Below are 24186 nucleotides of genomic sequence, written 5' to 3'. Positions count from 1 at the left end.
GCCGGATGCGGGGTAAACCCCTTATCCGGCCTACGGCAAAGATCGCGTTCGTAGGTCGGATGCCGGAGCAGAGCGTTTTGTAGGCCTGATAAGCGCCGCGCATCAGGTAAATCCGTTTAGCCTAGCGCCTGCACCGCTTTTTCCAGCGCGCTGTGCAACAACTGTCGGTCGTGGCGATACGGAATATCGCTGGCTTCCAACATGTCCTGAATCACAATGCGATCGCTAACGCTGGAAGCATCGACTTTCGGTCCGACAACCACCGCATCAATGACTTTTTTCCCGACGTACTGTTCGATGATGGTCAGCTTGTCGTTAAGCGTCAGGCTGGCTGCTGGCAGGCTTAATTCGCGCCCAAGATTGCCTATATACACCATCGGAGCCGATGTGCGACGCAAGGCCTGCGCCATTTCGTCGAGCAGCAGGATCGGCATCAGGCTGGTGTAAAAACTGCCAGGTCCTATCAGAATCAAATCAGCTTCAGCGATAGCCTCTACCGCTTCGCGCGTGGTTGGCACTTTTGGCGACAGCATCAGCTCCTGAGGCGGGATGGTGAGCTGATCGATATTCACTTCGCCATACACCTCATGCCCCTGATCGTCGATAGCCATTAAATCGACCGGCAGCTCAGACATCGGAATTAAATGCGCGTCGACTTTCAGTAGGCTACGAATTAAATTTATCGCCTCCAGAGGCCGCACGCTGAGGTGATCGAGCGCTTTTAACATCAGATTTCCGAGGTTATGCCCGGAAAGTTCGCCATTACCGCCAAAACGGTACTCAAACATCGCGGATGCGACGCTGGGCTGGGTAATTAACTGGTTCAGACAGTTACGCATGTCTCCCCAGGCTATCCCTCCTTCAGAGCGACGAATACGGCCTGTCGAGCCGCCGTTATCTGTGGTGGTGACGATACCCGTCAGGCGGGAACCTAATGGGGAAAGAGAGGAGAGAACGCGTCCTAATCCATGCCCTCCGCCGAGAGCGACAACGCGGTCCAGATCTGCCAGCGTGCGAGTGCGCATATATTTTCCTGATATCAATTGATCGGCGCTACAGTAACGTAAATAGCGTGTTTTCAGCAATTATCCAGTCGGCATCTGCCGTAATTATTTTCTGCGATCTACTCCTTTCTGACGAGATCCACCTGATGGCAAGATGATGTATATCAATGCAAAACTGTGGTTTTTGCTTATTCTGTAGCGAAATTGCACGATCACGTCGTTATGTATGTATTTATATAACGAAAGTGTACATGGCAAAAGCGACATTTACACGCTAGTATCGGCATAACCACTAAGTACTCTTAATAATTTGAGTTGCCGGAAGCCAACGCATCTGCAACACGAAGTATGACGAGTATAAACACTCTAGCCTCTGCACCTGGGTCAAATGATACGGTGCTTTGGCCGTGACAAGACTTGAAAAAGTTTGTCACCAGGGCGCAGGAAGAAATGACTACGTCTCCCGTATTTGGAAAGGTGTACATGGGCTCTCAACTTACCGATGCTTTCGCACGTAAGTTTTACTACTTACGTTTGTCGATTACCGATGTGTGTAACTTTCGTTGCACCTACTGCCTGCCGGATGGCTATAAGCCCGGTGGGGTCACCAATAACGGCTTTCTGACCGTTGATGAAATTCGCCGTGTCACGCGCGCGTTCGCCAGTCTGGGAACGGAAAAAGTGCGTCTGACGGGGGGCGAACCTTCACTGCGTCGCGACTTTACTGACATTATCGCCGCCGTGCGCGAAAACGACGCCATCCGTCAGATTGCGGTAACTACCAATGGTTATCGTCTGGCGCGCGATGCTGCTGCCTGGCGCGATGCCGGACTGACCGCGCTCAACGTCAGCGTCGACAGCCTGGATGCCCGTCAGTTTCATGCCATTACCGGGCAGGACAAGTTTCAACAGGTGATGGCAGGCATTGACGCCGCCTTTGATGCGGGTTTTGAAAAAGTGAAAGTCAACACCGTGCTGATGCGCGATGTAAACCATCATCAGCTGGACACCTTCCTTGCGTGGATCCAACCTCGGCCAATCCAACTGCGTTTTATTGAACTGATGGAAACGGGCGAGGGCAGCTCTCTCTTCCGTAAACACCATATCTCCGGACAAGTACTTCGCGATGAGCTATTGCGTCGCGGCTGGATTCACCAGATCCGACAGCGCAGCGACGGCCCAGCTCAGGTTTTCTGTCATCCTGATTATGTTGGTGAAATTGGTCTGATCATGCCTTATGAGAAAGACTTCTGCGCCACCTGTAATCGTCTGCGCGTTTCCTCTGTTGGCAAGCTTCATCTGTGTTTATTTGGTGAAGGCGGCGTAAGCCTGCGTGATTTGCTGGAAGATGACGCTCAGCAGCCGGCGCTGGAAGAACGTATTTCAGCCGCGCTGCTGGAGAAAAAGCAGACCCATTTCCTGCATCAGAACAATACCGGTATTACGCAAAACTTATCTTACATTGGCGGCTGATCGCTAAAAGGAGTTTTTCATGAGTCAGGTAAGCGCTGAATTTATCCCGACACGCATTGCTATTCTTACTGTTTCCAACCGTCGCGGCGAAGAAGATGACACCTCCGGCCATTATCTGCGTGACTCGGCGCAAGAAGCGGGTCATCAGATTGTTGATAAGGCGATTGTCAAAGAAAACCGTTACGCCATCCGCGCCCAGGTTTCTGCCTGGATTGCCAGTGATGATGTACAGGTAGTGCTCATTACCGGCGGTACCGGGTTAACCGAAGGGGACCAGGCGCCGGAAGCGCTGCAACCGCTGTTTGACAGAGAAGTTGAAGGGTTTGGCGAAGTCTTCCGTATGCTGTCGTTTGAAGAGATTGGCACCGCGACGCTGCAATCCCGCGCGATTGCCGGAGTGGCCAATAAAACGCTGATTTTCGCCATGCCGGGTTCGACCAAAGCGTGTCGTACCGCCTGGGAAAATATCATTGCGCCGCAGCTTGATGCCCGTACGCGTCCGTGTAATTTCCACCCACATTTGAAGAAATAAGTATGTCGCAACTGACTCATATTAACGCCGCTGGCGAAGCGCATATGGTGGATGTCTCCGCCAAAGCGGAAACTGTACGCGAGGCGCGTGCTGAAGCATTCGTGACTATGCGTAGCGAAACTCTGGCGATGATTATCGATGGCAGCCACCATAAAGGTGATGTATTCGCCACGGCGCGTATTGCCGGTATTCAGGCCGCCAAACGTACCTGGGATCTTATCCCGCTGTGCCATCCGCTGATGCTGAGTAAGGTGGAAGTCAATCTTCACGCTGAACCGGAGCACAACCGCGTACGGATTGAAACGCTGTGTCGCCTGACCGGTAAAACCGGCGTTGAAATGGAAGCGTTAACGGCGGCCTCCGTGGCGGCGTTGACCATCTACGATATGTGCAAAGCGGTGCAAAAGGATATGGTGATTGGTCCGGTGCGTCTGCTGGCAAAAAGCGGCGGCAAGTCCGGAGATTTTAAGGTAGATGCGCATGATTAAGGTTCTCTTCTTTGCTCAGGTACGCGAACTGGTAAACACCGATGCGTTAGAGGTTGCCGCCGAGTTTGCAACGGTAGAAGCGCTGCGCAAGCATCTTGCCGCAAAAAGCGATCGCTGGGCGCTGGCACTGGAAGACGGCAAGTTGCTGGCGGCGGTAAACCAGACGCTGGTCAGTTTTGATCATCCTCTTAACGCGGGTGACGAAGTGGCTTTCTTCCCACCGGTAACCGGAGGTTAAGATGGCGGAAACGCGAATTGTTGTTGGCCCTGCGCCGTTTCGCGTCGGGGATGAGTATCCCTGGCTGGCAGAGCGCGATGAAGACGGCGCGGTAGTCACTTTCACCGGTAAAGTGCGCAATCACAATCTCGGTGACAGCGTTAAGGCGTTAACGCTGGAACACTATCCGGGAATGACCGAAAAAGCGCTGGCGGAGATTGTCGACGAAGCGCGTTTGCGCTGGCCGCTGGGTCGGGTGACGGTGATTCATCGCATTGGCGAACTGTGGCCGGGTGACGAAATCGTGTTTGTTGGCGTGACCAGTGCGCATCGCAGCAGCGCGTTTGATGCCGGGCAGTTCATTATGGATTACCTGAAAACCCGCGCGCCGTTCTGGAAACGCGAGGCCACGCCGGAAGGTGAGCGCTGGGTTGATGCCCGCGACAGCGATAAGCTAGCAGCAAAACGCTGGTAGAGTACAATTGTTGTAGGCTCATACTGATTCAGGAGATTGTCATGGACCGATTCCCACGATCCGATTCTATTGTACAGGCCCGTTCCGGCCTGCAAACGTATATGGCGCAGGTATACGGCTGGATGACCTGCGGACTGTTGCTGACGGCGTTTATCGCCTGGTATGCGGCAAATACGCCCGCAGTGATGATGTTTGTCTTCTCCAGCAAAATCACCTTCTTTGGCCTGATCATCGCTCAACTGGCGCTGGTGTTCGTCCTGTCCGGTATGGTGCAAAGGCTGAGCGCGGGTATGGCGACCACGCTGTTTATGCTCTATTCGGCATTAACCGGGCTGACGCTATCAAGCATTTTTATCGTCTATACCTACTCGTCTATCGCCAGCACCTTCGTGGTTACCGGAGGGATGTTCGGGATCATGAGTTTGTATGGCTACACCACCAAACGTGATCTGAGCGGCTTCGGCAATATGCTGTTTATGGCGTTGATCGGTATTGTGCTGGCCTCACTGGTTAACTTTTGGCTGAAGAGTGAAGCGCTAATGTGGGCGGTGACCTATATCGGGGTGATTGTGTTTGTTGGTCTAACCGCCTATGACACGCAGAAGTTGAAAAATATCGGTGAGCAGATTGACCTGCGCGACAGCTCCAATCTGCGTAAATACGCGATTCTTGGGGCCTTAACGCTGTATCTGGACTTCATCAACCTGTTCCTGATGCTGCTACGTATTTTCGGCAATCGTCGTTAATTCTCTGTTGCCGGATGGCGCTGCGCTTATCCGGCCTACCGCTTGGTATCGAAAGTAGGCCGGATAAGGCGTTACGCCGCAGCCGGCACTATATACACCATCATTTCGCCATCGCCTTCTCGTTTTTTACCCGCAACTTTTTTGCCCGACTCTCCAGCAGCAAATAACACACCAGTGCCAGAAGCAGCGGAATAAAATAGTACAACACGCGATACGCGAGCAGGGCAGCAATGATTGTTCCCTGAGACGTGTCCTCTCCTGCCAGCAGCGCCATAAACACCGCTTCCAGCACGCCGATCCCCGCGGGAATATGCACGATTACGCCGGCAATACTGCTCACCAGCAGCACGCCCAGCACGAAGAAATAATCGATATTCTGACCGAGCAACAACCAGATAATCGCCCCCATTACCATCCAGTTCGCACTGGATATCGTCATTTGCGCGAGGGCAAATTTCCAGGAGGGCAGCACCAGTTTTTGGCCCTTGATGGTGATGTGACGATGTTTAGCGAAGGCGCAAAACCACAGATAAACAACAATAATCAGCAGCAGCGCAATGCCTAAGATGCGCAATGTGCCTTCATCGATATACCAGTGTGCGGGCAGTTCGACGACGCCGAAGGTAAATATAAAACCGCCCAGCAGAATATAGCCCAGCCAGTTAGTGGTAATACTCAGCGAAAAAATCCGCGTTATTGTGCTCCCCGGCAATCCGAGGCGCGAGTAAAGGCGATAACGCATCCCTATACCACCCACCCAGGTGCTCAACGTCAGGTTGAAGGCGTAACAGATAAACGACACCAGCATGACCTGGCGTTTTGCCAGTTTGTGGCCGCAGTAGTAGCGCCCGAGCAGATCATAACAGCCGTAAAGTAAATAACTGACGATCACCAACCCCACGGCGCTGAGCAGGGCGATCCGATTGTAATCGCGGATGACCGTCCACACCTCCTGCCAGTTGACCTTGCTGGCATAAACAACCAGCAGCACGATCACCGCAATAAAAAACAGCCATGTGAGGATCTTTTTCGCTAACCGCCAGCGTCGGTGGCTTTTTGCCATCAGGTTTTCCCTCCTGCATCCTCTGTTTGTATACGGTCCTGAGTTTCCAGAGCGGGCTGCGCGGGCGGCTCTACCTCGGCCAGATGCGGGGTATGCGCCGGCAGCCAGCCGACCAGCGCCGGGAAGTGGCGTAAAAAGTGGAAGGCCAGTACGCTCTTGGTCAGGTTCCACCAGGTGCGTTTTGGCAGCATGGATTCATCAACCCGCTTGCAGTCCTGCGCAATAATAGGGTTCAGGTTGTCACGCAGGGTCTGATTAAACGTACGGTCATGAATAATCAGATTTGCCTCCAGATTCAGTGACAGGCTCAGTGGATCAAGATTGCTGGAGCCCACCGTCGCCCAGTGATCGTCCATCAGCGCCACTTTGCCATGCAGAGGTTTACGGCGGTATTCATAGACATGGACGCCGCCTTTTACCAGATAGTTGTACAGCAGGCGGGCGCCCACTTTCACAATCGGCATATCCGGTTCACCCTGCACGATGAGTTTTACCCTAACACCCCGTCGGGCCGCTTTACGCAGGGCATGCAGAAAGCGATAGCCGGGAAAGAAGTAGGCATTGGCGATGATCACTTCCCGCCGTGCCTGGGTCAGCATTTTCAGATAGTGGCGTTCAATATCATCACGATGTTCTTCGTTATCGCGCCAGACAAACAGCGCCTGCGCTTCGCCGGGACGATGATTGTCGATTGCCCGGTGATGACGTCGCCACCAGCGTCGTACAGCGCTCTGTCCGGGCAAGTTTTCCAGCACGAATTTCAGAATGTCAGCAACGACTGGACCTTCAACGCGCACGGCGTAATCCTGCTTGGCCTCCGGACCGTAATCAGACATGTGTTCAGCGGAGTAATTGATGCCGCCAACAAAGGCAACACGATCATCAATGACCACAATTTTGCGATGCATACGACGAAAGAGATTAGTGCGCATCCCGAACAGACGCGGACGCGGATCGTAGTAGCGGAAAACAACGCCGGCTACGGTGAGCTCTTCGACAAAACTGTCGCTAAGATCCGGCGAGCCGTAGCCATCCAGTAACACCTCTGCTTTGATTCCTCGCCGGGCGGCTTCAAGCAACGCGGCATGCAGCTGTTTTCCTACCGCATCTTCAAACCAGATAAAGGTCTCGAGGATTATTTTTTGCTGCGCCTGTTCAATGGCGTCAAAGACGGCGGGGTAGAATTGATCGCCGTTTTCCAGTAGTTGAATTTGATTGCCTTCACGCCAGCCATATTTCATAAATGAATCTCCGCACTCAGAGGGGCATGATCGGACAAATGTCGCCAGTGACGCAGCGCCAGCGTCGTTGGGGTACTGGCATTCGCGTTTTTCACATAGATCCTGTCCAGACGCAGCAGGGGAAACTGCACCGGAAATGTTCGCGCCGGGCGGCCGTGGGCGCGGGTAAAAATTTCGTCAAGGCCAGCTTTGGCTTTCAACGGGCGATTGGCCGTTTGCCGCCAGTCGTTAAAATCCCCGGCAATCACCACCGGCTCCGCGTCGGGCAGGGCGTTAACCCAGTCTGCCAGCATTGCGAGCTGGGCCTGGCGGTGAGCTTCACGCAGGCCGAGGTGCACACACATCACATGGATGGGGTGGGAGAGCATTGGCGGTACGATTCGGCAGTAAAGGACTCCGCGCTTTTCACTCGCGCCGACCGACACATCACGATTTTCATAATGCTCAATGGGATACCGCGACAGCACAGCATTACCGTGATGTCCCTGCGGGTACACGGCGTTACGCCCGTAGGCGAAGTCGCTCCACATCGTGTCCGCCAGAAATTCGTAGTGGCTGGTATCCGGCCAGTTCTCAATGTGCAGCGAATGAGCTTCGTGCGCACCCATCACTTCCTGCAGGCATACAATGTCTGCACCGACCGTTCTGACGGCCTCCCTTAGCTCAGGTAAAATAAAACGCCGGTTGAAGGCGGTGAACCCTTTGTGAGTATTAATGGTGAGCACATTGAATGAAAATTGAACTCCCGATCCGCTCATGAGCCTCCCGTTGGCGTCACTTCCTAAATAAAATAGTGTAGTCATCGTCACAAAAAGATGCAGTGTTGCGGAATTTTCCGTAAAGTCCGGTACTCTGAACAATTAGTTGAAAATCCTTCAGGAGAAAAGCCATGAGGTGGCAACAACGTGTTCGTGTCGCAACGGGTCTAAGTTGCTGGCAGATTGTGTTGCATTTACTGGTAGTGGCGTTGCTGGTAATGGGCTGGATGAGCGGCACGTTGGTGCGCGTCGGCCTGGGATTATGCGTCGTTTACGGCGTAACGGTTTTATTAATGCTGGCCTTGCAACGTCACCATGAACAACGCTGGCGTGACGTCGCTGATGTGCTGGAAGAGCTGACTACCACGTGGTATTTCGGTGCCGCAATGATCGTGCTGTGGTTACTGTCGCGCGTGCTGCAAAACAACGTCTTGCTGGCAGTGGCGGGTCTGGTGATCCTGGCCGGACCCGCCGTGGTCTCGCTGCTGGCGAAAGACAAAAAGCTACATCACCTTACGTCGAAACATCGCATACGCCGCTGAGCCGGTTGTGGCCGCTATCACCAACAGCGGCCACAAACTTCCCCAGACAATCTGCAGACTCGCATCCTTCAGGTAAATCTGTTTCGTGATGTCCGTAAAATGGCGGATCGGGTTTATCCACGTCAGATTCTGCAACCAGACCGGCATGTTTTCGACTGGTGAGACGTAGCCCGAGAGTAAAATCGCCGGCATCATAAACACAAACACGCCGATAAATGCCTGCTGCTGGGTGGCGCACAGCGATGAAATCAGCAGACCAAAGCCGACCAGCGACAGCCCGTAAATTACCATTGTGAAATAGAACAACCCCAGTGAACCGGCAAATGGAATGTCATAAGCCCAGATACCAATTGCCAGCACAATGGTGGCCTGAAAGGTGGCCACAATCAGCGCGGGAACTGCTTTGCCGATGAAAATCTGCCAGGTGGTAAGCGGGGAGACCAGCAGCTGATCCAGCGTACCTTGCTCGCGCTCGCGAGCAACCGAAAGCGAGGTGACGATCATTACGCCGATAGTGGTGATCATGGCGATCAGCGACGGCACCACGAACCATTTATAATCCAGATTCGGGTTGTACCAGTTACGCACGACCAGCTCGCTGTTGTTTGGTTTCGGCTTGCCGTCCATCAGCTCCTGCTGATACGTCTTAACGATTTGCTGCAGGTAATTGGCGGCAATTTGCGCGCTGTTGGAGTTACGCCCGTCGAGGATAATCTGCATAGGAGCTTGCTGGAAGGTGTCCAGGTTGCGCGAAAAATTGGCCGGGAAGCGCACCAGCAGCAGGGCTTTTTGCGTATCGATGGTAGGCTTAATCTCCTGCGGGCTTTTCAGCAGCAGAACATGCGTAAAAGCGCTGGCGCGGGCGAAGCGCTGGGTAAGCTCAACCGAATGTTTACCGTTGTCTTCGTTATAGATAGCGATCGTGGCGTTGGTGACTTCCAGCGTTGCCGCGAACGGGAACAGGATCACCTGAATCAGCACCGGTAAAATCAGAATGGCTCGCGTCTGCGGTTCGCGTAATAGCGATTGCAGCTCTTTGCGAATTAATGTCCATAAGCGATGAAACATGCCCGTCCCCTTAATCCAGCCGACGTTTGGTTTTAAGCCACGTCAGGCCAATAAACATCACCGCCGAAGCGATTAAAAACAGCACGTTAATAATCAGCACCACTGGAATATTTCCCGCCAGAAACAGGCTTTGCAGGGTACTGACGAAATAACGAGCCGGAATAATGTAGGTTACCGCCCGGATAATCGCGGGCATGCTGTCTATCTGGAAGATAAAACCTGACAACATAATCGAGGGCAGGAAAGCGGCGTTCAGCGCGACCTGCGCGGCGTTAAACTGGTTGCGGGTGATGGTGGAAATAAGCAACCCCATGCCAAGCGTACTGAGCAGAAACAGGCTGGTAATGAAAAACAGGATCAGCAACGAGCCGCGATAGGGCACGCCAAGAATAAATACCGACACCAGCATACACAGCAGCATCGCCAGCATGCCGAGGAAATAATAGGGGATCAGTTTACACAGCAGTAATTCGACGCGGGTAACTTCGGTAGAAAGCAGTGCCTCCATGGTTCCGCGTTCCCATTCGCGCGCCACCACTAATGAGGTGAGGATCGCGCCAATCACCGTCATGATGATGGTTACCGCCCCGGGAATAATGAAGTGCTGGCTGATGGCCGCCGGGTTAAACCAGTAGCGGGTCTGCACGTCGATCAAGGGCTTGAATGATTCTCCACGGTCTTCCGCCCGCTGTTGCTGCCAAATCTGCCAGATACCTTCGACATAACCCTGCACAAAGTTGGCGGTATTGGGTTCGCTGCCATCGGTGATCACCTGGATCGGTGCCACGTCATTAGGTCGCGCCATCTGCTGGGCAAAATCCACAGGGATCACCACCAGCCCACGAATGCGCCCGGCCTGCATTTTCTCAATCAATTCCTGCCGGTTATCGCTGATGGTGGCGTCAATATACGGCGAACCGGTCATAGTATGGGTAAAATCCAGCGCCTCTTCGCTTTGCTGTTCGAGCAAAATCCCGACCCGCAGCTTGCTGGAGTCGAGGTTTATCCCGTAGCCGAAGATAAACAGCAGCAGCAGCGGGATCACCACCGCAATCAGCCAACTGCTGGGGTCGCGAACGATCTGGCGGGTTTCTTTCACGCACAGCGCACGTACGCGACGCCAGGAGAGAGCGGAGTTACTCATGCGTATGCTCCTTATCCCAGTCATTGATTAGCGTAATGAACGCCTGCTCCATGGTCGGGTCCGGCGTGTCGCTGTCGGCAGCCTGAGCTTTCAGGTCGTCCGGTGTTCCGCTGGCAATCAGTTTGCCGCGATACACCAACCCGATGCGATCGCAGTATTCCGCCTCGTCCATAAAGTGGGTGGTCACCATCACCGTGACGCCTTTTTCCACCATGCTGTTGATATGCAACCAGAACTCACGACGGGTGAGGGGATCGACCCCGGAAGTGGGTTCATCAAGGAACAGAATGTCGGGTTCATGCATCAGCGAGCAGGCCAGCGCCAGACGCTGCTTAAACCCTAGCGGCAGTTCGTCGGTGGCGTGGGAAGCGATACTCTTCAGGCCAAATGCCTCGCTCATTCGATCGATTTTCTCCTTCTGCGCCCGACCACGCAGGCCGTAGACGCCGGAGAAAAAACGCAGATTTTGTTCAACCGTCAGGTTACCGTACAGGGAGAATTTCTGCGCCATATAGCCCAGATGCTGACGCGCTTTGCCGGAGCTGACTTTCAGGTCCATATCCAGCACCAGCGCTTTACCGGAGGTGGGGACCAGCAGGCCGCACATCATTTTAAAGGTGGTGGATTTGCCGGCACCGTTGGGTCCTAACAGACCAAAAATCTCGCCGCGCTGTACGGAAAAGTCTACGTGGTCGGTCGCGGCAAAATCGCCAAACTTCTTGGTCAGCGCTTTGGCTTCGATCACCGTTTCGCCAGGCGTACCTTCTACGGTATGCAGGATAGCGCCCAGCGGGGATTCCGATGTTCCGGCTCCGCCGAGTAAATCGATAAAGGCATCTTCGAAGCGGGGTGCAGTTTCATTGATGGTTATCTGCGGCATGCCGTCAGCGTTTTGGATCTGCTGAGCTGTCGCCTCTTTTTTCAGGATTAAACGGACGGATTTCCCCTGAATCATTCCGTCGCTGACCAGCGGTAGTTTTAACGCGCGTTGCAGCAGTCGGCGGTTATTTTCCTGCGGACTGCTCATCAGGAAGCTGCGACCAGCCATGGTTTGCGTAAGCTGAGTAGGATCGCCCTGGTATAACAATTCGCCTTCGTTCATCAGCAGCACATCACGGCATTGCTCTGCTTCATCCAGATACGACGTACTCCAGAGGATCAGCATGCCGTCTCCGGCCAGTTCGTGGACCATTTGCCACAATTCGCGACGGGAAATTGGGTCGACACCCACACCTGGCTCATCCAGCAGCAGCACTTTGGGTTCGCCGACCAGCGTACAGGCCAGCCCGAGCTTTTGTTTCATGCCGCCGGAAAGTTTGCCGGCCAGTCGTCCGGTAAATGGCCCCAGCGAGGTAAATTCCAGTAACCGGGCAAAGGTTTTTTCTCGCGTTTCACCGGTGACGCTGCGCAAATCAGCATAGAGATTGAGGTTCTCCATGACGGTCAAATCTTCATACAGACCAAATTTCTGCGGCATATAGCCCAGCACCGCATGCAGAGCGCTGTCGTCCTTGATGGGATCAAAACCAATCACCGCAGCACTTCCGGCATCGGGTTTTAACAATCCTGCCAGCATGCGCATCAACGTGGTTTTCCCCGCGCCGTCCGGTCCGACAAGTCCGGTCACGTAGCCCGCATGCACGGTACAGTCGAGCGGGGCGACGGCGGGTTTTTCCATTCCGGCAAAGTTTTTTGTCAGCCCTTTGAGCGTAATAACGGCATCATTCATGCCGTGCCTCGTCACTAAATTTGATCGTTACCGGCATTCCCTGGCGCAGCGCATCGTCCGCGTCGGTCACCACAATACGCAGGCGATAAACCAGATCGGTGCGCAGGTCAGGAGTCTCAACTGTTTTCGGCGTAAACTCGGCAGTAGGCGACACGAAGCCGATTTTACCGTGATACGGTTTGTCCGGGCGACCGTCGGTATAGAGCAGGATCTCACGTCCTGGCTGCGCCTGGCTCAGATTCCGCTCATCTACGTAGGCGCGAACCCAAACCGGACGCGTAAGCGACAACGTCAGTACCGTGCCCCCTTCGTTCAGCATGCTACCAGGCTCCACCGCACGGGTGAGTAGTGTGCCGTCAGATGGCGAGGTCAGCGTGGTGTCGTGTAAATTGAGCTCTGCCTGCGCAAGCTGGGCCTGAGCTTGTTCGAGCGTGGCTTTCGCCTGTTCAATGTCTTGTACACGATTACCGCTGCGATACTGGGTAAGTTTGTCCTGCGCAGATTTCAGCGAAGCCTGCGCCTGATCGCGTGATGAACGGGCATTTTCCAGATCGTTGGCAGAAATGGTGCGGCTTTTCCACAATCCTACCTGCCGATTATAAAAGTTCTGCGCGTAATCATAGGCGGCCTGCGCCTGTTTGACAGCCGCTGCTGCCTGGGCAATCTCTTCTGTGCGATACCCGGCCAGCATCAAATCGTATTGCGCCTGGGCGGCGGCAACATTGGCTTTCGCCTGCATTAACGCGTTTTCATATGGGGCGTGATCCAGTTCACCCAGCACCTGACCGGCTGTAATAGCATCGCCTTCGTCAACCGCCAGTGAGGCCAGCCTGCCGCCAACGCGAAAACTCAGGTTGACGCTACGGATATCGACATTGCCGTACAACGTCAGGCCGTTATCTTGCCGACTTTGATACCACCACGTTCCACCGGCAATCACGGCAACGAGGGCCGCGATAACCAGCCCGAGCACGACAGGTTTTTTCATGACTCCAGACTCCTTTGCGTTAAACCTTGCAGAATAAGATCGATGTGACAGGTGATCGTTTGGTCAATCAGCGCGGTTTTATCCTCATCAAATTGTGACCAGCCCGTACGCAACAGAATGGTTTCTTTCCCCAGACGAAAAGCCAGCACCTCGCCGAGTATGGCGTGGGTATGCAGAATCATTTGGGTATCGTTGGCATCGCCGCCGGTATAGGCGGCAATCAGGCGCGTCAGGTGTGTATGCAGCGGATTGATAACCTGGTCGTGCACCAGTTGATAAGCCGCAGTGGGGGAAAGCTGTTCACGCGAGATAAATTTGCTCAGGTTAACGGTGTCGTCCTGGGTTAACAGCATGATCATATTTTTGCAGGCGCGCAGGATCAGTTCACGCATCGCGCCACGATCCGGTTCTGGCTGAGCGAATAAACGCTCGGCCTCTTCAGCGTGCGGACGAAACTGTGAGCCGATAAAATCTGCAATCCACTGGGCGCAGGCGAGATATAAATCCTCTTTTGAGCCAAAATAGTAGGTGATAGCCGCAATGTTTTGCCCGGCCTGTGCAGCGATATCGCGCGTCGTGGCGTGCAGACCATACTCGCCGAATTGTGCCAATGCGGCGGCAATGAGCTGGTTCTTCGCCTGTTCACCTTTGGTTGTCATGGTGGGTGTATTCATGGCACGACTCTGATCTTAATCAATCGATTGATTAAGATTATGACTGATGTGCAGCCTTGTCCAGTCCGGACGGTTATTTTCCAGTGAAGGGATAATTTATGCGGCACATCACAAAAACTGCTACACTCCGCCCCTTCATGACATTGTGGTTTTTGTCATCTCTATATTGTATGTATCTCCCTGAAAACGACACCGGTAACGGTCAGGGCGGTTCGGAGTTGTTATGTCTTTTGATTCCCTTGGTTTAAACCCTGAAATTTTACGTGCCGTTGCCGAGCAGGGTTACCGTGAACCTACCCCTATTCAGCAGCAGGCTATTCCTGCCGTGCTGGAAGGCCGCGATCTGATGGCCAGCGCCCAGACCGGTACGGGGAAAACGGCAGGTTTTACCCTGCCGCTGTTGCAGCACCTGATTACCAATCAGCCGCATGGTAAAAGCCGTCGTCCGGTTCGTGCGCTGATCCTCACGCCAACCCGTGAACTGGCGGCTCAGATTGGCGAAAACGTCCGTGATTACAGTAAGTATCTGAATATTCGCTCGCTGGTGGTCTTCGGCGGCGTCAGCATTAACCCGCAGATGATGAAACTGCGTGGCGGTGTGGATGTACTGATTGCCACCCCAGGTCGTTTGCTCGATCTGGAGCATCAGAATGCGGTAAAACTGGATCAGGTGGAGATCCTGGTACTGGATGAAGCTGACCGCATGCTGGATATGGGTTTTATTCACGATATTCGTCGCGTTCTGGCAAAACTGCCGGCAAAACGTCAGAACCTGCTGTTCTCGGCAACGTTCTCTGATGACATTAAATCGCTGGCCGAAAAACTGCTGCATAACCCGCTGGAAATCGAAGTGGCACGTCGTAATACCGCGTCCGAGCAGGTAACTCAGCACGTTCATTTCGTCGATAAAAAACGTAAACGCGAACTGTTGTCACAGATGATTGGTCAGGGCAACTGGCAGCAGGTGCTGGTGTTTACCCGTACCAAACATGGCGCGAACCATCTGGCAGAACAGCTGAATAAAGACGGCATCCGCAGTGCGGCAATCCACGGCAATAAATCTCAGGGGGCGCGTACACGTGCGCTGGCTGATTTTAAATCCGGTGATATTCGCGTGCTGGTAGCGACCGATATTGCCGCGCGTGGTCTGGACATTGAAGAGTTACCGCACGTGGTGAACTACGAGCTGCCAAACGTCCCAGAAGATTATGTGCACCGTATTGGTCGTACCGGGCGTGCCGCTGCTACCGGCGAAGCGTTGTCTCTGGTGTGCGTCGATGAACACAAGTTGTTGCGTGACATCGAGAAGCTGCTGAAAAAAGAGATCCCGCGTATTGCAACGCCAGGCTATGAGCCAGATCCCTCCATTAAAGCTGAGCCGATCCAGAATGGTCGCCAGCAGCGTGGCGGCGGTGGTGGTCGCGGGCAGGGCGGAGCAGGGCGTGGCCAGCAGCCGCGTCGTCAGGATGGCGGTGCGCCAAAAGCGAAGCCGCGTAATGGCGAAGGCAAACCGGCAGGCGAAAAGCCTCGTCCGCCGCGCCGTCCGCGAAAACCGTCTTCCGCCCAGTAATTCACCTTGCTGTCTGGCAGTATAAACACGCTATCCGGTCTACACAGGGTGTAGGCCGGACAGGTCAATCACTCCCCCGAACTTTGCGATTTCAGCACGATTGAGCAGGTATATCGTCCTGCCGGGTGAATCGAAATCGTCGTCTCAAATACTTTCCCGTCCCTGTCCAGATAACGACGCACAATTCTCATCGCTGGCGAATCAGGCGCTACGTTGAGGATCTTGGCCACCTTTTTGGGCACACCGACAGCCGTAATAGTCTGATGTACCTCATGGCTTTTGATGCCGTAATGCGTTTCGATCAAATCGCTGATTAACGAGTGCGGGTCGTCACGGATGTAGGTGCGCAGCTTGGCGTAATCCGTGTTGGCATAGCTGTCCGTCCAGCAGATTGGCGCGTCGGGGTTTTGCGCATCTTCACGAGTGCTGGCAATGTGCAGCCAGCGGGAACCTGGCGGGCAGCCAATCATCTGGGACAGCTCGATGTCCGCCACAATCTCATCGATTTTCTTGATGACGCGCAGATTGTTTTTGGCCAGCAGCAACAGATCCTCAAGATGCGATAGCGGGTGATTGACACCGTTAGCCTTAGGTTCGCAAACGCGAGTTCCTGCGCCTTTACGCCGTGAAATCAGACCTTGCTCTGTTAATTCCCTCAACGCCTCACGCATGGTGTGGCGGCTGACCTGCCATGTTTCGCACAGTTCCATTTCCGTTGGAAACAGCGATCCGGGGGCAAAGGTCCCTACCGAAATTTGCTGCGCCAGTTCACGTGCTATTCGCTTGTACAGAGATTCTTTCATCGCAGTTTCATCAAAATATTAGTGATCTTTATCACGAAAATTTGTACGGACTATTCCCTACATTTCTTATGAATACTATAAATGTCCGTACATTTAAATGTACGGACATTTTGTTATGTCTGGACATAGTGGCGGCGTTTGAATATCTAACAAACGACCGTAAACACGCATCTTATCACTATCAGATTTTCCAGGGGGATTTATGGCTTCGAATGTACTTGATTCTGTTCTGTTCAGGGATTCTTTCGGCACACCGGCGATGCGCGCGGTGTTTGACGATCGCGAGCTGTTACGCAAATACGTGGAAGTGGAAGTGGCATTAGCTAAAGCCCAGGCACGCTGCGGTGTGATACCCGAGGCTGCGGCACAGGAAATTGCTGAAAAATGTAATGCCGATACGCTCGATTTTGATTTATTGCGCCATGAAACCGAAATCGTGGGTTATCCGATCCTACCGCTGGTGCACCAGATTTCTAAACAGGCAGGCGAGTCCGGCGGCTATGTGCACTGGGGGGCAACCACTCAGGACATTATGGACACTGCTGTAGTTCTGCAAATTCGTGATGCTTTTGCGCTCATTGAGTCCGATATGGACAAACTTCGTGCAACGCTGGCCGATCTCTCACTCCGTTACCGTGATACGCCGATGGCCGGGAGAACCCATTTGCAGCAGGCTCTGCCAGTGACCTTCGGTTATAAAACAGCCATCTGGCTGGATATGTTTGAACGTCACGCGGAACGTCTGACTCAGGCGCGTCCTCGTATATTGGTCGGCGAATTTGCGGGTGCAGCCGGTACGCTGGCATCGCTGGGGGATAAAGGGCTGGCAGTACAAAAAGCGATGATGGAAGAGCTTGGGCTTAATGTCCCAACATCCACCTGGCATGTTGCGCGTGATGGTTTCGCCGAAGCGGTGAATCTGTTAGCAGTGATTACCGGGTCGCTGGGCAAGATTGCCTACGACGTAATGCTGCTTGCAGCAAACGAGTTTGGTGAGCTGTATGAGCCGTTTGTTAAAGGGCGCGGCGCCAGCAGTACTATGCCGCAGAAGCGCAACCCTATTTCCAGCGAGTTAATGCTGGCCTGTGCCAAAGGCGTTCGCCAACAGGCAGGGCTAATGCTTGATGCAATGGTGCAGGATCTGGAGCGTGCAACCGGACCGTGGCATGCCGAATGGATTGCTATCCCGGAAAGTTTCGTCCTCAGCGCGGGGGCATTGCATCAGGCTAACTTTATGCTGGCGGGGCTGGTGGTCGATGAAGCGGCGATGAAACGTAACCTCGGCATGACCAACGGACTGATTGTGGCTGAAGCGGTCATGATGGGACTGGCACCGTACATTGGTCGTCAGGATGCGCATGACGTCGTGTATGACGCCTGCCGTATCGTCAATGAACAAGGGGGACGACTGGCGGATGTGCTGAATGCGATGCCATCTGTCTCGGAACGACTTGACCCGCAGTTGATTGAAGAACTGACCGACCCGGCAAATTATCTTGGAATGGCGCCAGCAATGGTGGATCAGGTATTAGCGAGATATATGTCGCGGAAATGAACGCTCTCGGGCTAACGGAATAAGGATATTTTTATGTCAACAAATTCTGTCACGGGAAAATCCATTCTGTCGTTCCTGATACCGCTGGCGATAGGCGCGATCGTTTGGTTTTATCCCGTACCTGATGGTCTGACGCCTCAGGCCTGGCATATGTTCGCGATATTTGCCGCGACCATAGCCGCAATTCTTACCCAGCCGCTCCCTTCGGGGGCGGTGATGTTGATTGCACTTTGCGTGGTCATTTTTACCAAAACCTTGCCAGAGGCAAAAGCATTGTCAGGTTTTGCGTCCGGTACGGTATGGCTCATTTTCTGTGCCTACGTCTTGTCTCTGGGTTTTGTAACCTCGGGATTGGGGAAACGTATTGCGTATAAAATGTTATCGCTCTTTGGTGGCAGCAGCCTGGGTATCGCTTACTCACTGGGGGTTTCCGATCTGATTATGGCTCCGGCAATGCCATCCGTAACCGCGCGTTCCGGGGGGATTATTTTTCCTATCACTCGTTCAATCAATGATGTATTGGGCTCAGCGCCGGGGGTAACGGGCAAGCGTATCGGCGATTTCTTAACCATGGTGTGCTTCCAGTTTACGCCGATTACCGGGGCAATATTTCTCACCGGGATGGCGGCGAATCCGCTGGTAGCGAGTCTGGCGAAATCGTCATTAGGAATAGAGATAACCTGGGGCGGATGGTTTATTTCTGCAGTGGTCCCTGCGATGGTCTGTTTCTGCCTGATGCCGCTACTGGTCTATAAATTATTGGATCCTGAGCTTAAGCGAACGCCAGAGGCAAAAGCGATGGGCAAACAGGCGCTCGGTGAGCTCGGTTCGATGAGCAGCAACGAGAAAAAGGTCGCGTTTGGTTTTGTGCTGGCGCTGGTTGGCTGGGGCACCAGTTTGATTACTGGGTTGTCTGCCACATCTGTCGGACTGGGGCTGGCTGCTTATCTGTTTGCCTCGGGGGCCGTTAGCTGGAAAAGCCTGCTTAATGACCATGCAGCCTGGGATACGGTTATCTGGTTTAGCGTGATTATTAGTCTGGCGACCGGACTTGCCGATCTGGGCTTTATTAAATGGATGACAATAAAGTTAGGCAGCGGTATTCAGGGTTTTGGTGCGATCGAATCCTTTATTGTGCTGGGGATCCTTTACATTTACGTGCACTATCTCTTTGCTACGGCTACCGGACACGTAGCTGCGCTGTATGCTCCTTTCGCGGCCACGGCGATTGCTGCGGGTGCGCCGCCGATGATGGTCGCTATTTGCTTCGGTATCTTTAGTAACCTGATGTGGGGGAATACCGAGTATGGTGGTGGACCTGGCCCCATTTATTTTGCCCAGGGCTATTTTGAACGTCCGCGCTTTTACAAAATCAACCTCTGCGTGGTGACGGCGAATGTGATTATCATTTTTGCCGTGGGCATGCTGTGGTGGAAGCTGCTGGGATACTATTAACCGACACGTTTATTCGGCCTGCATGTACCTGACTGTAGGCCGAATAGGGTGTAAGCCGCTATCCGGCAATTTAAGCCAGAGCTGCGAAGCGCTTTCCAGAATGGGGGAAAAAGGTACATCCAGGGCCTGAAATGTGCCACAATAGTGGCTGTTTATACAGTATTTCAGGTTTTCTCATGGCACTAACGGCCGCGTTAAAAGCGCAAATTGCCGCCTGGTATAAGGCGCTTCAGGAACAGATCCCCGACTTTATCCCTCGTGCACCGCAGCGGCAGATGATTGCTGACGTCGCGAAAACGCTGGCAGGTGAAGAAGGCCGGCATCTGGCGATTGAAGCGCCGACCGGGGTGGGGAAAACTCTGTCGTATCTGATTCCCGGTATTGCCATTGCGCGTGAAGAGCAAAAAACGCTGGTGGTCAGCACCGCCAACGTCGCTTTGCAGGATCAGATCTACAGCAAAGATTTACCGCTGCTGCGCAAAATTATTCCCGACCTGCGTTTTACCGCCGCGTTTGGTCGCGGACGCTATGTCTGCCCGCGTAACTTAGCGGCGCTGGCCAGCACTGAACCCAATCAGCAGGATCTGCTGGCTTTTCTCGACGATGACCTAACGCCCAACAACCAGGAAGAACAAAAGCGCTGCGCCAGGCTAAAAGGCGATCTCGACAGCTACAAGTGGGACGGGCTGCGAGATCACACCGATATCGCCATTGACGACGGACTCTGGCAGCGTCTGAGCACCGATAAAGCTAGCTGTCTGAATCGCAACTGTCACTATTATCGTGAGTGCCCTTTTTTTGTCGCCCGCCGGGAGATTCAGGAAGCTGAAGTGGTGGTGGCTAATCATGCGCTGGTGATGGCGGCGATGGAAAGCGAAGCCGTTTTGCCGGAGCCGAAAAACCTGTTGCTGGTACTTGATGAAGGCCACCATTTGCCGGATGTCGCGCGCGATGCGCTGGAGATGAGCGCGGAAATCAGCGCCCCCTGGTACCGGCTCCAACTGGATCTGTTTTGCAAATTAGTGGCGACCTGTCTGGAACAGTTTCGCCCGAAAACCACGCCGCCGCTGGCGAATGCCGAGCGTCTGAACGGTCACTGTGAAGAGCTGTATGAACTGATTTCATCGCTCAATAACATTCTTAATCTGTATATGCCTGCTACTCAGGAGGCGGAACACCGCTTTGCGATGGGCGAACTGCCTGCAGAAGTGATGGAGATTTGTCAGCGTCTGGCAAAGCTTACGGAAATGCTACGCGGGCTGGCGGAACTGTTCCTCAACGATCTCAGCGAAAAAACCGGCACTCACGATATTGTGCGTCTGCATCGGGTTATTTTGCAGATGAATCGGGCGCTGGGCATGTTTGAGGCGCAAAGCAAACTGTGGCGGCTGGCATCGCTCGCGCAGTCGTCAGGCGCGCCGGTGAGTAAATGGGCGACGCGCGAGGTGCGTGACGGGCAGATCCACGTCTGGTTCCACTGCGTGGGGATCCGTGTGAGCGATCAGCTCGAACGACTGCTGTGGCGTAGCGTCCCGCATATTATTGTCACTTCCGCAACGCTGCGCTCGCTCAACAGCTTCTCGCGTTTGCAGGAGATGAGTGGTCTGAAGGAAAAAGCAGGGGATCGGTTTGTTGCGCTGGATTCACCGTTTAATCACGTTGAACAGGGCAAAATCGTCATTCCGCAGATGCGCTACGAACCGTTAATTGATAACGAAGAGCAGCATATCGCGGAAATGGCCGCCTATTTTCGCGAACAACTGGAAAGCAAAAAGCATCAGGGGATGCTGGTACTCTTTGCCAGCGGTCGGGCGATGCAGCGTTTTCTTGAGCACGTTACCGATCTGCGCCTGCTGTTGTTGGTGCAGGGCGATCAGCCGCGCTATCGTCTGGTAGAGTTGCACCGCAAACGGGTGACCAACGGCGAGCGCAGCGTGCTGGTTGGGCTGCAATCTTTCGCTGAAGGTCTGGACTTGAAAGGCGACCTGTTGACCCAGGTGCATATTCACAAAATTGCTTTTCCACCGATCGACAGCCCGGTGGTGATCACCGAGGGCGAGTGGTTGAAAAGCCTGAACCGCTACCCCTTCGAGGTGCAGAGCCTGCCCGCGGCGTCGTTCAATTTGATCCAGCAGGTTGGGCGACTCATCCGTAGCCATGGCTGCTGGGGAGAAGTGGTTATTTATGACAAACGTTTATTGACCAAAAACTATGGCAAGCGTTTACTGAACGCGTTACCCATATTTCCGATAGAGCAACCTGCTGTGCCAGACGTTATAGTAAAACCAAAAGAAAAAGCGAAACCCACGCGCCGCCGTCGGCGTTAACGATGCGAGCAACAGGCAAGGAGTTATCGATGGATTACCGCAAAATCATTAAAGAGATTGGGCGAGGAAAAAATCACGCGCGTGACCTGGACAAGGATACTGCTCGCGGACTGTATACCCATATGATGAACGGCGACGTACCTGACCTTGAGATGGGCGGGGTGCTGATTGCGCTACGTATTAAAGGCGAAGGCGAAGCGGAGATGCTGGGCTTTTACGAAGCGATGCAAAACCACACCATTCGCCTGACTCCGCCGGTTGCCAAACCCATGCCGATTGTCATTCCCAGCTACAATGGTGCACGCAAGCAGGCGAATTTGACGCCGCTGCTGGCGATTTTACTGCATAAGCTCGGTTTCCCGGTAGTCGTGCACGGTGTCAGTGAGGATCCAACCCGCGTGCTGACAGAAACCATTTTTGAACTGATGGGGATTACGCCAACGCTGCATGCCGGGCAGGCGCAGGCAAAGCTGGATGGTCATCAGCCGGTGTTTATCCCGGTGAGTGCGCTGTGCCCTCCGCTGGAGAAACAGCTGGCGATGCGCTGGCGCATGGGCGTGCGTAACAGTGCGCACACGCTGGCTAAATTAGCCACGCCGTTTGCTGAAGATGCGGCGCTGCGTCTTTCCAGCGTGTCCCACCCGGAATACGTCTCGCGTGTGGCGAAGTTCTTCGGCGATATTGGTGGGCGCGGCCTGTTGATGCATGGTACCGAGGGCGAAGTGTATGCCAACCCGCAGCGCTGCCCGCAGATAAGTCTGATAGATTCATCCGGTGTGCGAGTGTTACAGGACCGACAGAGCGAGATGCCTGACGAGCCAGTACCGCTGCCGGTGGCAAAAGATCCGGAAACCACCGCGCGCTGGATTGAGCGTTGTCTGGCTGGCAGTGAGCCGGTCCCGGCATCGTTGAAAATTCAGATGGCCTGCTGCCTGGTGGCAACCGGTGAATCCGCCTCGCTTGCCGAAGGACTTGCCCGCGTCGAGCAAAGCTTCTGATTCATTTGTTATCCCGACGGGCCTTTTACCTGGTCTGTCGGTTTTCTCTTTTCGGCAACGTGAAATTTCTGCACGTTTATTGACCTCCTGAGCGCCGTGGCGCAGCATAGTTTGTTGAAAAATAAGAAACACAACAAACACGCGACACAACAGGAGATAACAATGAACAGTGGACATCGCTTCCATGTGCCAACGCTACACGCTTTTATCCAGGCCGTTTTTCATCAGATGGGAAGCAATGATCAGGAGGCGCGGCTGGTGGCCGATCATCTGATAGCCTCTAACCTCGCCGGTCACGACTCCCACGGCATCGGTATGATCCCAAGCTATATTCGTTCATTCTCGCTGGGGCATCTGCAAATCAACCGTCATGCCAAAGTGGTAAAAGATGCAGGGGCGGTGATTACGCTTGATGGCGATTGTGCCTTTGGTCAGGTGGCGGCTCACGAAGCCATCACGCTGGGGATTGAAAAAGCTCGCCAGCACGGTATCGCCGCCGTGGCATTACATAATTCGCATCATATCGGACGTATTGGCTACTGGGCGGAGCAATGTGCGGCGGCAGGTTTTGTCTCAGTGCATTTTGTGAGCGTGGTCGGGATCCCGATGGTTGCACCGTTTCATGGCCGCGATAGTCGTTTTGGCACTAACCCCTTCTGCGTTGTTTTTCCGCGTAAAAATACCTTCCCGCTATTGCTGGACTATGCAACCAGCGCCATCGCGTTTGGTAAAACCCGTGTGGCATGGCATAAGGGCGAGCCGGTAGCTCCTGGATGTCTGATTGATGTGGCGGGGGTGCCTACAAGCGATCCTGCGGTAATGCAGGTTTCTCCGCTGGGGTCGTTGCTCACCTTTGCCCAGCACAAAGGTTATGCGCTGGCGGCGATGTGCGAAATTATGGGTGGTGCGCTTTCAGGGGGTAAAACCACACATGAAGAGAGCCTGCAGACCAGCCCGGACGCCATCATCAACTGTATGACCACTATTATTATGAATCCGGAACTGTTCGGCGCGCCGGACTGCGACAACCAGGTCGCAGCATTTGCTGAGTGGGTGAAAGCGTCCCCGCATGCTGAAGATGTCCCGATCCTGTTGCCAGGTGAGTGGGAAGTGAATACTCGCGAGGAACGGCTGGAACACGGTATTCCGCTGGATGCCGGAAGCTGGCAGGCGATTTGCGAGGCGGCGCTGCAAATAGGCATGCCGGACACCGTGTTGCAGGAATTCCGTCAACGACTGGAACACTAAGCAAAAAAAAGCCCGTCCAGTGGCGGACGGGCAAACAAAGGGTAACAAACAGGGTCAATGAGGGTTGGAGCATTGGGTCGTACAGGTA

Annotated in this window: 23 protein-coding genes and 1 riboswitch; of the genes, 13 read left to right on the top strand and 10 right to left on the bottom strand. The window is 53.9% G+C overall.

The annotated features are described in order from the left end of the window. Positions 1-116 precede the first annotated feature (116 nt). Complete coding sequence (yvcK, locus tag SK33_RS15880; RefSeq protein ID WP_048219258.1) at positions 117-1025, bottom strand: uridine diphosphate-N-acetylglucosamine-binding protein YvcK; 909 nt, start codon at positions 1023-1025, stop codon at positions 117-119. Positions 1026-1354: 329 nt separating this feature from the next. Further along, positions 1355-1500, top strand: a riboswitch (molybdenum cofactor riboswitch). Between yvcK and moaA the strand changes: the two genes are divergently transcribed. From moaA to SK33_RS15850, 6 genes are all read left to right on the top strand, one after another. After that, a complete protein-coding gene (moaA, locus tag SK33_RS15875; RefSeq protein ID WP_032934386.1) occupies positions 1488-2477 on the top strand; it encodes a GTP 3',8-cyclase MoaA in 990 nt (329 codons plus the stop codon). It overlaps the preceding riboswitch by 13 nt. A gap of 19 nt (positions 2478-2496) precedes the next feature. Then, positions 2497-3009 (top strand): molybdenum cofactor biosynthesis protein B, encoded by a 513-nt coding sequence (moaB, locus tag SK33_RS15870; protein WP_003035187.1) that lies wholly within the window; start codon positions 2497-2499, stop codon positions 3007-3009. Positions 3010-3011: 2 nt separating this feature from the next. Next, on the top strand, positions 3012-3497 hold the full coding sequence (gene moaC / locus SK33_RS15865) for a cyclic pyranopterin monophosphate synthase MoaC (protein ID WP_003035188.1): 486 nt from the start codon (positions 3012-3014) through the stop codon (positions 3495-3497). Continuing rightward, positions 3490-3735 (top strand): molybdopterin synthase sulfur carrier subunit, encoded by a 246-nt coding sequence (gene moaD, locus SK33_RS15860; RefSeq protein WP_032948888.1) that lies wholly within the window; start codon positions 3490-3492, stop codon positions 3733-3735. The genes moaC and moaD overlap by 8 nt, the downstream gene beginning before the upstream one ends. A gap of 1 nt (position 3736) precedes the next feature. Continuing rightward, positions 3737-4189: a molybdopterin synthase catalytic subunit MoaE gene (gene moaE / locus SK33_RS15855; RefSeq protein WP_003035193.1), complete on the top strand. Its 453-nt coding sequence runs from the start codon at positions 3737-3739 to the stop codon at positions 4187-4189. Between the two features lie 41 nt (positions 4190-4230). After that, positions 4231-4935 carry a Bax inhibitor-1/YccA family protein gene (locus SK33_RS15850; RefSeq protein ID WP_003831536.1) on the top strand — a complete coding sequence of 235 codons (705 nt, stop codon included), beginning with the start codon at positions 4231-4233 and terminating at the stop codon, positions 4933-4935. Positions 4936-5035: 100 nt separating this feature from the next. Here SK33_RS15850 and SK33_RS15845 read toward each other — a convergent pair whose 3' ends face one another. From SK33_RS15845 to SK33_RS15835, 3 genes are read right to left on the bottom strand one after another with little or no spacing between them, the layout of a single operon-like run. After that, on the bottom strand, positions 5036-5998 hold the full coding sequence (locus SK33_RS15845; protein WP_048219255.1) for a lysylphosphatidylglycerol synthase domain-containing protein: 963 nt from the start codon (positions 5996-5998) through the stop codon (positions 5036-5038). Further along, the gene (gene clsB, locus SK33_RS15840; RefSeq protein WP_003837040.1) at positions 5998-7239 is read right to left on the bottom strand and encodes a cardiolipin synthase ClsB; all 1242 of its coding nucleotides are present in this window, start codon (positions 7237-7239) and stop codon (positions 5998-6000) included. The genes SK33_RS15845 and clsB overlap by 1 nt, the downstream gene beginning before the upstream one ends. Then, complete coding sequence (locus SK33_RS15835) at positions 7236-7997, bottom strand: endonuclease/exonuclease/phosphatase family protein (RefSeq protein WP_003035201.1); 762 nt, start codon at positions 7995-7997, stop codon at positions 7236-7238. The genes clsB and SK33_RS15835 overlap by 4 nt, the downstream gene beginning before the upstream one ends. Before the next feature lie 131 nt (positions 7998-8128). On the opposite strand from SK33_RS15835, the gene SK33_RS15830 reads away from it, so the two are divergent. Further along, positions 8129-8539, top strand: coding sequence for a YbhQ family protein (locus tag SK33_RS15830; RefSeq protein WP_048219252.1), 411 nt, complete (start codon positions 8129-8131; stop codon positions 8537-8539). On the opposite strand, the gene SK33_RS15825 is transcribed toward SK33_RS15830, so the two are convergent. Genes SK33_RS15825 through cecR form a run of 5 tightly spaced genes read right to left on the bottom strand, consistent with a single transcriptional unit; the run spans position 8501 to position 14142 of the window. Beyond that, positions 8501-9607, bottom strand: a complete 1107-nt coding sequence (locus tag SK33_RS15825; protein WP_003837035.1) for an ABC transporter permease — start codon at positions 9605-9607, stop codon at positions 8501-8503. The two genes, SK33_RS15830 and SK33_RS15825, sit on opposite strands and share 39 nt — an antisense overlap. Positions 9608-9617: 10 nt before the next feature. After that, positions 9618-10751 (bottom strand): ABC transporter permease, encoded by a 1134-nt coding sequence (locus SK33_RS15820; protein ID WP_003831545.1) that lies wholly within the window; start codon positions 10749-10751, stop codon positions 9618-9620. Next, positions 10744-12480, bottom strand: a complete 1737-nt coding sequence (locus SK33_RS15815; protein WP_048219249.1) for an ATP-binding cassette domain-containing protein — start codon at positions 12478-12480, stop codon at positions 10744-10746. The genes SK33_RS15820 and SK33_RS15815 overlap by 8 nt, the downstream gene beginning before the upstream one ends. Beyond that, positions 12473-13468, bottom strand: a complete 996-nt coding sequence (gene hlyD / locus SK33_RS15810; protein WP_048219247.1) for a secretion protein HlyD — start codon at positions 13466-13468, stop codon at positions 12473-12475. Before hlyD ends, SK33_RS15815 begins: the two co-directional genes overlap by 8 nt. Then, complete coding sequence (gene cecR, locus SK33_RS15805; protein ID WP_003035216.1) at positions 13465-14142, bottom strand: transcriptional regulator CecR; 678 nt, start codon at positions 14140-14142, stop codon at positions 13465-13467. Before cecR ends, hlyD begins: the two co-directional genes overlap by 4 nt. A 223-nt stretch (positions 14143-14365) precedes the next feature. Here cecR and rhlE point away from each other — a divergent pair, with 223 nt between their 5' ends. After that, positions 14366-15712 carry an ATP-dependent RNA helicase RhlE gene (gene rhlE / locus SK33_RS15800; RefSeq protein ID WP_048219245.1) on the top strand — a complete coding sequence of 449 codons (1347 nt, stop codon included), beginning with the start codon at positions 14366-14368 and terminating at the stop codon, positions 15710-15712. 68 nt (positions 15713-15780) lie between these two features. On the opposite strand, the gene SK33_RS15795 is transcribed toward rhlE, so the two are convergent. After that, positions 15781-16515 carry a GntR family transcriptional regulator gene (locus tag SK33_RS15795; protein WP_048219242.1) on the bottom strand — a complete coding sequence of 245 codons (735 nt, stop codon included), beginning with the start codon at positions 16513-16515 and terminating at the stop codon, positions 15781-15783. Between the two features lie 202 nt (positions 16516-16717). Here SK33_RS15795 and SK33_RS15790 point away from each other — a divergent pair, with 202 nt between their 5' ends. The 5 genes from SK33_RS15790 (at position 16718) to SK33_RS15770 (ending at position 24098) form a co-directional block, all read left to right on the top strand. Continuing rightward, complete coding sequence (locus SK33_RS15790; RefSeq protein ID WP_048219239.1) at positions 16718-18070, top strand: class-II fumarase/aspartase family protein; 1353 nt, start codon at positions 16718-16720, stop codon at positions 18068-18070. A 33-nt stretch (positions 18071-18103) separates the two neighbouring features. Next, the gene (locus SK33_RS15785; RefSeq protein WP_048219237.1) at positions 18104-19525 is read left to right on the top strand and encodes a DASS family sodium-coupled anion symporter; all 1422 of its coding nucleotides are present in this window, start codon (positions 18104-18106) and stop codon (positions 19523-19525) included. A 176-nt stretch (positions 19526-19701) separates the two neighbouring features. After that, positions 19702-21852: an ATP-dependent DNA helicase DinG gene (gene dinG / locus SK33_RS15780; RefSeq protein WP_003035224.1), complete on the top strand. Its 2151-nt coding sequence runs from the start codon at positions 19702-19704 to the stop codon at positions 21850-21852. A gap of 29 nt (positions 21853-21881) precedes the next feature. Next, positions 21882-22850: a DNA-binding protein YbiB gene (ybiB, locus tag SK33_RS15775; protein ID WP_003035227.1), complete on the top strand. Its 969-nt coding sequence runs from the start codon at positions 21882-21884 to the stop codon at positions 22848-22850. Between the two features lie 162 nt (positions 22851-23012). Next, entirely contained in the window at positions 23013-24098 is a 1086-nt protein-coding gene (locus SK33_RS15770) for a malate/lactate/ureidoglycolate dehydrogenase (RefSeq protein ID WP_048219234.1), read from the top strand. The last annotated feature ends 88 nt before the right edge of the window (positions 24099-24186 follow it).

Source organism: Citrobacter sp. MGH103 (genome assembly GCF_001034475.2).
GTDB lineage: Bacteria > Pseudomonadota > Gammaproteobacteria > Enterobacterales > Enterobacteriaceae > Citrobacter > Citrobacter freundii.
The sequence above is the reverse complement of the archived record's forward strand: the minus strand, read 5'-3'. Positions and strand labels throughout refer to the sequence as shown.

What these genes read in the sequence shown, in the direction of transcription:
- yvcK (WP_048219258.1), bottom strand. Translation starts at nt 1,025, where the DNA reads ATGCGCACTCGCACGCTGGCAGATCTGGACCGCGTTGTCGCTCTCGGC.
- moaA (WP_032934386.1), top strand. Translation starts at nt 1,488, where the DNA reads ATGGGCTCTCAACTTACCGATGCTTTCGCACGTAAGTTTTACTACTTA.
- moaB (WP_003035187.1), top strand. Translation starts at nt 2,497, where the DNA reads ATGAGTCAGGTAAGCGCTGAATTTATCCCGACACGCATTGCTATTCTT.
- moaC (WP_003035188.1), top strand. Translation starts at nt 3,012, where the DNA reads ATGTCGCAACTGACTCATATTAACGCCGCTGGCGAAGCGCATATGGTG.
- moaD (WP_032948888.1), top strand. Translation starts at nt 3,490, where the DNA reads ATGATTAAGGTTCTCTTCTTTGCTCAGGTACGCGAACTGGTAAACACC.
- moaE (WP_003035193.1), top strand. Translation starts at nt 3,737, where the DNA reads ATGGCGGAAACGCGAATTGTTGTTGGCCCTGCGCCGTTTCGCGTCGGG.
- SK33_RS15850 (WP_003831536.1), top strand. Translation starts at nt 4,231, where the DNA reads ATGGACCGATTCCCACGATCCGATTCTATTGTACAGGCCCGTTCCGGC.
- SK33_RS15845 (WP_048219255.1), bottom strand. Translation starts at nt 5,998, where the DNA reads ATGGCAAAAAGCCACCGACGCTGGCGGTTAGCGAAAAAGATCCTCACA.
- clsB (WP_003837040.1), bottom strand. Translation starts at nt 7,239, where the DNA reads ATGAAATATGGCTGGCGTGAAGGCAATCAAATTCAACTACTGGAAAAC.
- SK33_RS15835 (WP_003035201.1), bottom strand. Translation starts at nt 7,997, where the DNA reads ATGAGCGGATCGGGAGTTCAATTTTCATTCAATGTGCTCACCATTAAT.
- SK33_RS15830 (WP_048219252.1), top strand. Translation starts at nt 8,129, where the DNA reads ATGAGGTGGCAACAACGTGTTCGTGTCGCAACGGGTCTAAGTTGCTGG.
- SK33_RS15825 (WP_003837035.1), bottom strand. Translation starts at nt 9,607, where the DNA reads ATGTTTCATCGCTTATGGACATTAATTCGCAAAGAGCTGCAATCGCTA.
- SK33_RS15820 (WP_003831545.1), bottom strand. Translation starts at nt 10,751, where the DNA reads ATGAGTAACTCCGCTCTCTCCTGGCGTCGCGTACGTGCGCTGTGCGTG.
- SK33_RS15815 (WP_048219249.1), bottom strand. Translation starts at nt 12,480, where the DNA reads ATGAATGATGCCGTTATTACGCTCAAAGGGCTGACAAAAAACTTTGCC.
- hlyD (WP_048219247.1), bottom strand. Translation starts at nt 13,468, where the DNA reads ATGAAAAAACCTGTCGTGCTCGGGCTGGTTATCGCGGCCCTCGTTGCC.
- cecR (WP_003035216.1), bottom strand. Translation starts at nt 14,142, where the DNA reads ATGAATACACCCACCATGACAACCAAAGGTGAACAGGCGAAGAACCAG.
- rhlE (WP_048219245.1), top strand. Translation starts at nt 14,366, where the DNA reads ATGTCTTTTGATTCCCTTGGTTTAAACCCTGAAATTTTACGTGCCGTT.
- SK33_RS15795 (WP_048219242.1), bottom strand. Translation starts at nt 16,515, where the DNA reads ATGAAAGAATCTCTGTACAAGCGAATAGCACGTGAACTGGCGCAGCAA.
- SK33_RS15790 (WP_048219239.1), top strand. Translation starts at nt 16,718, where the DNA reads ATGGCTTCGAATGTACTTGATTCTGTTCTGTTCAGGGATTCTTTCGGC.
- SK33_RS15785 (WP_048219237.1), top strand. Translation starts at nt 18,104, where the DNA reads ATGTCAACAAATTCTGTCACGGGAAAATCCATTCTGTCGTTCCTGATA.
- dinG (WP_003035224.1), top strand. Translation starts at nt 19,702, where the DNA reads ATGGCACTAACGGCCGCGTTAAAAGCGCAAATTGCCGCCTGGTATAAG.
- ybiB (WP_003035227.1), top strand. Translation starts at nt 21,882, where the DNA reads ATGGATTACCGCAAAATCATTAAAGAGATTGGGCGAGGAAAAAATCAC.
- SK33_RS15770 (WP_048219234.1), top strand. Translation starts at nt 23,013, where the DNA reads ATGAACAGTGGACATCGCTTCCATGTGCCAACGCTACACGCTTTTATC.